Genomic DNA, 8,157 nt, shown 5'->3' with positions numbered 1-8,157 from the left:
GGCGGGACACTACGCTGACCGGGTGAGCACTCCTCGTCCTCTGTCGGAGTTGGTGGCCCCGGACTGGGCCGAAGCGCTGGCCCCGGTCGCCGGACTGGTTGCCGAACTGGGTGACTTCCTGCGGGCCGAACTTGCGGCCGGCCGGAACTATCTGCCCTCGGGAAGCAATGTGCTGCGGGCCTTCTCCCGGCCGCTGGCACAGGTGAAGGTGCTGCTGGTGGGACAGGATCCCTATCCCACCCCGGGCCATGCGGTCGGACTGTGCTTCTCGGTCGCTCCGCAGGTGCGCCCGTTGCCGCGGAGCCTGGTCAACATCTACGCCGAACTCGAGGCCGACCTTGGCATTCCGCCGGCCGCCTCCGGCGACCTCACCCCGTGGTTCGAGCAGGGCGTGCTGCTGCTCAACAGAGTGCTCACCGTCCGCCCGGGCAGCCCGGGCTCGCACCGTGGCAAGGGCTGGGAGCAGGTCACCGAGTGCGCGATCGACGCGCTCGCCCGGCGCGGTGGCCCGTTGGTGGCCATCTTGTGGGGACGCGACGCCCAGACCCTCCAGCCCCGGCTCGCGGGCCAGGGCATACCGTGCATCACCTCGGCGCACCCGTCCCCGCTGTCGGCGCACGCCGGGTTCTTCGGTTCGCGGCCGTTCAGTCGGGTGAACGCGGCGCTGGCCGAACAAGGTGGCGCTCCGGTTGACTGGCGGCTGGAACCCGCCCGCGACTGACGACCGCCCAGCCCGCCAGCAGACTCTGCGACAGACCACGACTCGCTCCACCGCCGGAGCCCGCAGCAGAGTACTCAACCTCGCCGCAGCTGCGGCTGACCGTCGAGATCAAGCCCAACCCGTCGGCCAGCTTGCCGGCCACGCGTATTCTGGGCCCGCACCAGCCGCTTCGCCGGCGTCCGGAGGTCTGTCCCCATGAAGTTTTCCCAGAACACATCCCCACTGCCCGGACGGGACACTCCCGTCCTCCAGCAGCCCTGCTGGCACGAGGTCTTCGGCCACCGGGTAGGTACGGTGCCGGACGGTTCGACGGTGGCCTACTTCGCACTGGGCTGCTTCTGGGGAGCGGAGAAGCTGTTCTGGAGCATCCCGGGAGTCACCTCGACCGCCGTGGGCTACGCCGGCGGTACCACCCCGAACCCCACCTATGAGGAGGTCTGCTCGGGGCTGACCGGCCACGCCGAGACGGTGATGGTCGCCTTCGACCCCGCCGCGGTGTCCTACGCCCAGTTGCTGGCGGTGTTCTTCGAGAACCACGACCCGACCCAGGGGATGCGGCAGGGCAACGACATCGGCACCCAGTACCGCTCGGCGATCTACACCACCGACCAGGAGCAGGCCGCGCTGGCCAGAGCCACGGCAGCCGACTTCCAGCGTTCGCTCGCGGAGGCCGGCTACGGCGCGATCACCACCGAGATCGCTCCGGCGGGCCCCTGCTACCTGGCAGAGAACTATCACCAGCAGTACCTGGTGAAGAACCCGAACGGCTACTGCCCGGTGCACGCCACCGGCGTGGCTTGCACCCCCGGTCGCTGACCCGACAACCATCAAGGGCGGCCGGCTGATGCCGACCGCCCTCGCGTTGTCAGTTCGTGGCCCCCGCCAGGGCGGAGGCGTCATCCACCTTCGCCAGCGCCGCCTCCCAGCGCTTGGTGATCGCCACCACATCGAAGTAGTGCGGGATCTGCTCGTGGCGGATCTCGATCCGCGTGCCGCCGTCCTCGGGGATCAGATGGACGTCGACCAGAGTCTTCGGGGTGTCGTCGGCGGCGTGCCAACTGAACCGGATCTGTTCCAGCGGGTGGTACGAGCGGACGACGCCGTACGTGCCGTTGGCAGCGCGCCAGCTGTCTCCCTTGTCGCCGAGCACAGCACCGTCGCCCAGCAGGGCTTCAGCACCATCCCGCGTCACCAGGAAACGCCAGACCTCTTTGGGGGATAGGGACACCACGCGTCCCACCGTGACGGTGGTGCCCATTGCGTTCGCGAGCGTGTCGCCCGCCACCTGCTCAGTCATGACCTACCTCGATCCGTCTGAAGCGTCGGCCTCCCTTGGCCGACCCGTACCGCCACACTACCCGTGATCGGTGACAGCGGAAGGGTCGATTGTCAGGTCTGTCCAGCGATCTTGACGAACACTTTTCTTGCCTGTCTGGCGTGTCGCTCCCGGGGATCGCGCGCGGCTGCCACTAGAAAAGTCTTGACCGGACCAAGTATGAGTTGGTCCGGTCCGTGTATGGTCTCGCAGCCAGCCCCCAGCCTGTGACGGATGTGGCCCGAGTGACTGTTGTGACGGGTGTGACGAGCCCCATCGGGATCGCCCGAAATTGGCCTGAAATCTTCGCCAGAACCCCTTGCACAGCCCTTCGCGCAGGAGTAGAAAAGTCCTACGCCGATCAGGGCAGCCACCCGCAAGGGAGGTCGTCAGGACGGCGGCTGGTTGGCAATCGAGGTCCACAGCCAGCGGAGCGATCCGCGGGTGTCTCGCCGGGACGGGCGGGACGGACCAGGCGGGCTGACCGGGTTCGGACGGCGTCCACTCCGAGCAACCAGAAGGCCGGACCAACTCATACTTGGTCCGGCCTTCGCCTGTGCTGTGACAAGCGAATTCTCATGCGCCGGAAAGCCGTCCCCGATCACCGTCCAGCTGCCGAGACGTCGCCGCCGCAATCTGCGCCACCGTCGCACCGTGTGCCGCCGTCCACGCCCCAGGATTCCTGAGCTACCAGGCGCGGTCCCCGGATACCGCCCGCGGGCTGCGGCGGTAGGCCGACACACTCGGGTCGGCGGCGATCCAGAACCGCCACGGTCGCTGCCAGGCCACCGACACCCCCACCCGTGGGCCGCTCGCCACCCGGTCGGGAGCAACCGGCTCGGCCGGTGAGGCAAGGTCGAGTCCACCAGCACCCAGCCGGCCACCGGAGTCGGCCAGCGTCCAGCCGATCGCCCGGCCGAGGTTCCCCGGACCACGGGCGAGTGCGACATCGGCCACCCCTGGACGCAGGCTGCGAGCACGTTCCCGACCGTGGACCACCTCGGCCGCACGCAGCAGCACCGCCTCACCCTCCCCCGTCCGGCCGCAGACGATGTTCCCGCAGATGTGGAGCCCGTGCGACAGGTAGCAGTAGAGCGTGCCGGGCGGGCCGAACAGGTCACGGGTCCGTGGCCGGGGGCCGATGAAGGCATGGGCGGCGGGGTCGGTCGTCCCGCCGTAGGCCTCGACCTCGGTGATCCGTAGCGTCACCCCGTTGTGGCTCAGCAGACAGCCGAGCAGGCACGGGGCCACGTCCAGCGAGGGCGCGTCGAGATCGATCACGCACCCCAGTGTGCCGGGCGCGCTAACCTCGCTGCCATGGGGCTGCCGCGTCGGATCAGGAAGGCCGCTGTGGCAGTGGTGACCGCGGTCGGCCTGCTGGCCGCCTGCCAGACCGCCACCCCTGCCCCATTCACCCCCAGTCCTTCGAGGTCCACCGCAAGTCCCAGTCCCAGTCCCACACCGACACCGACACCGCTGGACTTCACCCGTCCGGGCCTCGCCGAGGCGTGGCTCAAGCGGCTGCTGGCGACCGTCGGCTCCGACCTGGTCGTGATGGCCGAGGTCACCACCGACTCGGTGACCGTCACCGTCCTGCCGGAAGCCGGCGGGAAGCCGGTCACCTGGGCCTACCGCGACGGTCAGGCCCAGCAGGTGACCAGCGATCTGGAGTACGTCGACCAGGCGGTGTTCAACCTCGACGACTTCGACCTCTCCGACGTTGGCAGCCTGTTCCGCACCGCCGCCAGGATCAGCGGCTCGACGGCGAACCAGACCCTGCACATCGTCGACTTCTCCGGCGGACGGGTGGCGATGACGGTGACCACCAACCCCGAGTCGCGCACCGTCTTCTTCCAACCGGACGGGATCCCGCTGCCCGAACTCGACTACCACACCGCCGCCGGTGTGGCGGACGGGCTGTCGGAGGTGACCCGGGACCGGGTCACCGTCCAGATGCTCGGCGTCGATTCGGAGACCGGGGCGTGGGTCGACTACGCCGGCCTGGACGACACCACCGTCCGGCTGCAGCGCACCGCGAAGGTTCCGGTCACCCGGATCAGCCGGGACGAGGTGCTGTCCCTGCCCCCGTTCGCGGTCGACCTGGTCGACCCGGCGGTGATCTGGCAGGTGGTCAGCCGGATCATCAGGCAGGCCGGGCTCGAACCGGACACCCGGTGGCAGGTCACGGTGGACGACCGGGGCGGCACCGGCGTTCCCCGGCTCTACTTCACGGTCGGATCGACCGCGGTGACCACCGATCTTGCCGGCACCGAGGTGATCAGTTCCTGAGCGATCGATCAGTCTCGGAGCGGCCCGGCTTCGACCACCGGACGATCGGCCGGTGCGCTGACCAGCAGGTACTCGGTGTTGCGGCTGTGCGCGGGCGTCCCTACTTTCTGGCCGTCGGGCGAGTAGACGCCGATCTTCGACCCGATGTAACGCCGGGTGTCGTAGGCGAGCACGGCCACCGGATTCCCCCGTACCGCGAGCATCTCCTGCAGCGCTTCGACCGGCAGGAAGCCCTCGTCGCTGAAGGACAGCACCACCACCTCGGCCCGCACCCGGGCGATCACCCCCGCGAGCGCCTCGGGCATTCGCCGCCGGGAGTTGAAGTCGCTCTTGGTGGCCTCCGAGCGGGCGTCCACTCGCTTGCAGGCCAGGCCGTAGTACGCCGGGGCGTCCCAGCGCACCAGGGTCTCCCAGACGTGGTAGTTGGTGAAGTAGCGGTGCTGGTTGTACGGCGGGTCGAGGTAGGCCAGGCCCACCTCGGGCAGGTCGTGGACGGCCTGGCGGGCGTCCTGCCGCAGCGCCCGTCCGGTTCCCGGGGTGAGGACGGGGGCCCGCAGCGTCAATGGCCGCAGCGCCCGCGGGGCCCACTGCTTCAGAAAGGCCATCTGCAACCCGACGGTGGAGTCCACGGCGTCGGCGGCCTCCAACAGCGCCACCAGCAGGATCGGCCGCAGCGGACCGTCGGGGAACAGGTCGTCGATGCCGTCGCGGATGGCGTCGATGCGTTGCGCATTGGCCGGGTGGAAGTAGCGGGCGCGCTCGGCGAATACCTCGGTCACGTACCCCCGCTTGTCCGGGAGTGACGCCAGCCTGGCCAGCGCCTCGTCCACCTCGGCGGGGTCGACCGTGGCCGCATCGGTGACCACGTAGCACTGGGCGAGCACCTCGGAGTAGGAGGCGGTGTCGACGGTGGTGGTGAACGCCCCGCGACGGCAGAACTCCTGGGCCACCCGGGTGGTGCCGGTGAACAGGTCCAGTGCCGTGGTCGCACCGCTGCGGGTCAGCAGGTCGCCGAGTTCGGCCACCAGCCTCCGCTTGGACCCCAGGTACTTGATCAAGCCTTGGTCAGCGCCCCCGGGGCGAAGGTGTCGCACTGGTTGGGGTCGCCGGTGGTGTAGCCCCGTGCCATCCAGGTCTTGCGCTGCTCGGAGGAGCCGTGGGTCCACGACTCCGGCGAGATGCCGCCGGTCGACATCTGCTGGATGCGGTCGTCGCCGACGGCGATCGCCGCATCGACGGCGCGATTGAGATCGTCCTGGGTGATGGCTTCGATCGGCGACGCCGGGTCGTTGGTGGCGTTCGCCAGCCATACCCCGGCGAAACAGTCGGCCTGGAGTTCGAGCTTGACCTGTGGCGAGTTCGGCCCGGTCTGGTTGCCGGCGGCCTGGGCCTTGCCGAGGGTGCCGATCAGGTTGGAGATGTGGTGGCCGTACTCGTGGGCGATCACGTAGGCCTCGGCGGCGTCGCCACCGCGGGCGCCGAGCTGCCCGGTGAGCATCTGGTCGAAGAAGCTGGTGTCGAGGTAGACGATCTTGTCGGCCGGGCAGTAGAACGGGCCGACGTCCGAGGTGGCGGTGCCGCAGGCGGTGGCGGTCTGCCCGGTGAACGGTGTGGTCGTGGTCATCACGTACTGGTCGCCAAGCTGGGTGGCCCAGAAGGCCTGGATCGAATTGGTGTAGGCGACGAACCGGCAGTCGCGGTTGGTCTCGATGTCTTCCGCGTTCTCGCAGGCGTCCCACGGGTTGCCGGTCTGGGTGGGTTGGTTCTGCTGGCTCTGCTGGGTCTGGTCGGCGGCGCCGAGCAGGGCACTGGGGTCCAGCCCGAAGACCAGCGCCAGGATCAGCACGAGGATGCCCGCACCACCGCCGAGGGCGATCTTCCCTCCGGCGCCACCGCCGCCGTAGCCCATCTGCGAGCTGTCGAGCTTGGCTCCCTTGCGGTACTGCATGGACGTCCCCCTGCGGTCTGGCTGCGACAGAGCATACCGGCGGGTCGAATTCCCGCTCCAGCCTGGACGGTGCCGCCTGGTCGGACGCTGCCGACTGCGGATTCGTCGACGGGTTCCCGTCGTGGCGTTTGGAATCCCTCTGCGCCTCGGTCATGATGAAACGATGCGGATCATCGGGGTCGAGGTCGCCGGCGGTATGCCGGTCTTCAACCGCGTCCTGGCCCATGGTGCCGATCCGCACCGGCTGGCCTGGGAGCGTGGCTACCGGATCATCCGTCCGCTCTCGGTCACCGGGACGTCTCCCGCCCTGACGGCCACCGTCCAACTGGCCCGGCACGGCAGGCGGGTGAACCGGCACAGCTCCCGCCGCACCCGCGCGATGGATCCGGGCCTGGTGCTGACCGAGGACACCGTCCCAGTTCTGCGGCAACGGCTGGCGGCCTACGCGATCACCCTGTCCTCCTTCGGCATCCTGGCCACCGAGTTCTCCGACAAGACGGCGGTGCCCGGGCTGTGGGGACTCCCCGGCGGCGGCATCCAGGACGGCGAGACCGCCGCCCAGGCGGTGGCACGCGAGGTAGCTGAGGAGACCGGGCAGAGCCTGGAGATCGACCACCTGCTCGACCTGCAGACCGACCACTGGATCGGACGCTCCCCCACCGGCGTCATCGAGGACTTCCACGCCGTCCGGATCATCTTCGCCGGCCGTTGCCCCGACCCGAGCGCCCCGGTGGTCCACGATCTCGGCGGCACCACGGCCTCGGCCACCTGGGTACCGCTGTCACAGTGGCAGACCACGCCCTGGGCAGCCAGCACCCGGGTACTGCTGGAGCGCCACCTGCCCGGCTTGGCGAGCGCCTGGCGCCGCGCGGGTTAGAGCGGGTACACCCGAAGGCCGCCCCGGGGAAGCTCCCGAGGGCGGCCTTCGCGCGTGTGGGTCAGCGGCGGAAGTACGACAGGATCCGCAGGATCTCGGTGTAGAGCCACACCAGGGTCACGGTCAAGCCGAAGGCGGCCCGCCAGGACTCGCTGGCAGGCGCCCGCAGGGCGACCCCCTGCTCGATGTAGTCGAAGTCGAGGATCAGGTTGAACACGGCCAGGCCGACGCCCACCGCGGAGGCCAGCAGGGCGATCCAGCTCACCGAACCGGTGACCGAGATGATGCCGAGGTTGATCCCGAACAGCGAGAGCAGCAGGTTCACCAGCAGCACGCCGGCGTAGGCGAAGGTGCCGATCACCACCATCTGGCGGAACTTGCTGGTGACCTTGATCCGGAAGAACTTGTAGGCGGCCAGGGTTGCCGCCGCCGCGACGAAGGTGCCGAACACCGCCGGGACGACGATCCCGGGGTAGCTGAACTCGAAGACCAGGCTGATGGCGCCGAGGAAGACGCCCTCGATGGCGGCGTAGGCCAGCACGAAACCGGGCTTGACCTGGCGGCGGAAGCTGACCAGCAGCACGACGCCGAAGGCGACCAGGGCACCGATGATCATCGCGGGCTGCAACAGGGTGACCGGCAGGTAGCCGTAGGCGAACCCGAAGAAGGTCAGCGCGGCCGTCAGGATGACCGTGCCGAGGGTGATCGCCGACTTGGTGATCACATCGTCGATGGTCATCACGCCCTGCTGGGTGGCCTGGACGGGCTGCGGCGGGTAGGGCTGGCCGTAGGGCTCCTGCCCGGCCTGCTGGGAGTAGGGGTCGTAACCGGCCGGGCCGTACTGGCCGGGGTACTGCTGCTGGGTCTGCGGTGGCTGGCTCCACTCGGTCTTGGACAGAACCGGGTTGTTGCTGCGCATCGTGTGTACGTCCTTCTGGTCGCGGAGCGGTGACTCACACCGTCATGCATCCATGGTAGAGGGCTTTCCTGTGAGCTTGCTTTGAGAA

9 protein-coding genes are annotated in these 8,157 nt (G+C 69.2%); 4 read left to right on the top strand and 5 right to left on the bottom strand.

Annotated features, from left to right (window positions below; translation table 11 throughout):
• Nucleotides 1-22 precede the first annotated feature (22 nt).
• Together VB080_RS16040 and msrA are read left to right on the top strand one after the other, a co-directional pair.
• Entirely contained in the window at nucleotides 23-721 is a 699-nt protein-coding gene (locus VB080_RS16040; RefSeq protein ID WP_323419449.1) for a uracil-DNA glycosylase, read from the top strand.
• A gap of 195 nt (nucleotides 722-916) precedes the next feature.
• Nucleotides 917-1,537 carry a peptide-methionine (S)-S-oxide reductase MsrA gene (gene msrA / locus VB080_RS16035; RefSeq protein ID WP_323419448.1) on the top strand — a complete coding sequence of 207 codons (621 nt, stop codon included), beginning with the start codon at nucleotides 917-919 and terminating at the stop codon, nucleotides 1,535-1,537.
• Nucleotides 1,538-1,586: 49 nt separating this feature from the next.
• On the opposite strand, the gene VB080_RS16030 is transcribed toward msrA, so the two are convergent.
• Nucleotides 1,587-2,018, bottom strand: coding sequence for an SRPBCC domain-containing protein (locus tag VB080_RS16030; RefSeq protein WP_323419447.1), 432 nt, complete (start codon nucleotides 2,016-2,018; stop codon nucleotides 1,587-1,589).
• A 705-nt stretch (nucleotides 2,019-2,723) separates the two neighbouring features.
• A complete protein-coding gene (locus VB080_RS16025) occupies nucleotides 2,724-3,317 on the bottom strand; it encodes a DNA-3-methyladenine glycosylase (protein WP_323419446.1) in 594 nt (197 codons plus the stop codon).
• A gap of 36 nt (nucleotides 3,318-3,353) precedes the next feature.
• Between VB080_RS16025 and VB080_RS16020 the strand changes: the two genes are divergently transcribed.
• On the top strand, nucleotides 3,354-4,325 hold the full coding sequence (locus VB080_RS16020) for a hypothetical protein (protein ID WP_323419445.1): 972 nt from the start codon (nucleotides 3,354-3,356) through the stop codon (nucleotides 4,323-4,325).
• A gap of 8 nt (nucleotides 4,326-4,333) precedes the next feature.
• Here VB080_RS16020 and VB080_RS16015 read toward each other — a convergent pair whose 3' ends face one another.
• Together VB080_RS16015 and VB080_RS16010 are read right to left on the bottom strand one after the other, a co-directional pair.
• Nucleotides 4,334-5,383, bottom strand: a complete 1,050-nt coding sequence (locus VB080_RS16015; RefSeq protein WP_323419444.1) for a DNA adenine methylase — start codon at nucleotides 5,381-5,383, stop codon at nucleotides 4,334-4,336.
• Nucleotides 5,380-6,273 carry a neutral zinc metallopeptidase gene (locus tag VB080_RS16010; RefSeq protein WP_323419443.1) on the bottom strand — a complete coding sequence of 298 codons (894 nt, stop codon included), beginning with the start codon at nucleotides 6,271-6,273 and terminating at the stop codon, nucleotides 5,380-5,382. Before VB080_RS16010 ends, VB080_RS16015 begins: the two co-directional genes overlap by 4 nt.
• Before the next feature lie 163 nt (nucleotides 6,274-6,436).
• Between VB080_RS16010 and VB080_RS16005 the strand changes: the two genes are divergently transcribed.
• The gene (locus tag VB080_RS16005) at nucleotides 6,437-7,150 is read left to right on the top strand and encodes an NUDIX hydrolase (protein ID WP_323419442.1); all 714 of its coding nucleotides are present in this window, start codon (nucleotides 6,437-6,439) and stop codon (nucleotides 7,148-7,150) included.
• Between the two features lie 61 nt (nucleotides 7,151-7,211).
• Here VB080_RS16005 and VB080_RS16000 read toward each other — a convergent pair whose 3' ends face one another.
• A complete protein-coding gene (locus tag VB080_RS16000) occupies nucleotides 7,212-8,069 on the bottom strand; it encodes a Bax inhibitor-1/YccA family protein (protein ID WP_323419441.1) in 858 nt (285 codons plus the stop codon).
• Between the last annotated feature and the right edge of the window lie 88 nt (nucleotides 8,070-8,157).

The sequence above is a fragment of the Propionicimonas sp. genome (assembly GCF_034927565.1).
Lineage (GTDB): Bacteria > Actinomycetota > Actinomycetes > Propionibacteriales > Propionibacteriaceae > Propionicimonas.
The sequence above is the reverse complement of the archived record's forward strand: the minus strand, read 5'-3'. Positions and strand labels throughout refer to the sequence as shown.